The following is a 1,214-nucleotide window of genomic DNA, read 5'->3' as shown; positions in this document are numbered from 1 at the left end:
ATTGGAACGTCCTGTGGAGCTGACAAATTGTCGGGCAGTTGCCGTGGGTGGAACCAACGGGATTGATCCCTTTATCGCCAAAGAACAATTTGATGTCATTCGACAACTTCATAACCAAACCAAAGAATCCAATCAAGTCTTGCGTATTACCCAATCTTTCGCCTTAGATGAACTGAATCCGAAAGTTCAAAAAGACTGGCAAAAAGCCAATGATTTAGGCGTTGAATTAGCAGAAAATCTCTATCCTAACCATCAAAGTGCTGTGTATACGCATTTAGACGGAAAAAATCACGTCTTACACAACCACATCATTGTCAATAAGGTCAATTTAGAGACAGGCAATAAATTAAGAGAACAAAAAGGAGAAAGCGTTCAACGAGCACGAGAAATGAATGATCGACTCGCTTCTCGAGAGAACTGGCACATTTTAGAGCCACCAAATGAGCGCCAAACAGAGACAGAAAAAGAACTAATCGCCAAAAATGAGTATTCTTACATGGATGATTTGAGAGAAAGAATCAATAAATCGCTTCAAGATGTCTCTGTGAGCTCATACGAAGCGTTTAAGGAACGATTATCTGACAATGGGGTAATTCTATCAGAAAGAGGCCAAACGTTCTCATATGCCTTTTTAGACGCCAATAACAAGCAAAGACGAGCACGAGAGACCCGATTGGGTTCTGATTTTGGAAGGGAGACCATTTTACATGAGTTGGAAAACCGAGCAAGACAAAACGAATTTAGAGCTGTTGAACAACGAGAACCAGCGATTACTCCGCTTGAGCGAGACACTCAACAAAGAGAATCAGAAATTGTTAGCCTTGAACAAGCAATTGAACCAAGAAAATCAGAAGCTCTCAAGCGAGAATCAAAAATTAATCGATTTATTGACACAATCAAACAGCTTGCAGGACGAGTACCAGAACTTACTCAACGCGTTACAAGAAAATTAAAGCAAACAAAAGAGAAAATCCTCGATGATTTTGAACGTCGCTTTTCAAAAGACATGAAAAATTACGAGCAAGAACAACAGAAAAGCCTAGAAAAACAAGTGAATAGAGACGTACAGTCTGAAAAGAAACCAACAAAAGATCATGATCGGGGGATGAGTCGATGAATAAAGATGAACAACTCGTTGTTCAAGTATTAAATGCTTATAAAAATGGTAAAATTGATTTCAGTCACGTTCCAGAACTAGACCGCTTAGTCCGTCA

Annotated in this window: 1 protein-coding gene; it reads left to right on the top strand. The window is 39.5% G+C overall.

Annotated elements, in window-relative coordinates:
* The coding region (locus ABZS58_RS51420) for a relaxase/mobilization nuclease domain-containing protein (protein ID WP_354792160.1) at positions 1 to 1,117 on the top strand (1,117 nt) is incomplete at its 5' end.
* Between the last annotated feature and the right edge of the window lie 97 nt (positions 1,118 to 1,214).

The organism is Dactylosporangium sp. NPDC005555 (assembly GCF_040605635.1).
Lineage (GTDB): Bacteria > Actinomycetota > Actinomycetes > Mycobacteriales > Micromonosporaceae > Dactylosporangium.
The sequence above is the reverse complement of the archived record's forward strand: the minus strand, read 5'-3'. Positions and strand labels throughout refer to the sequence as shown.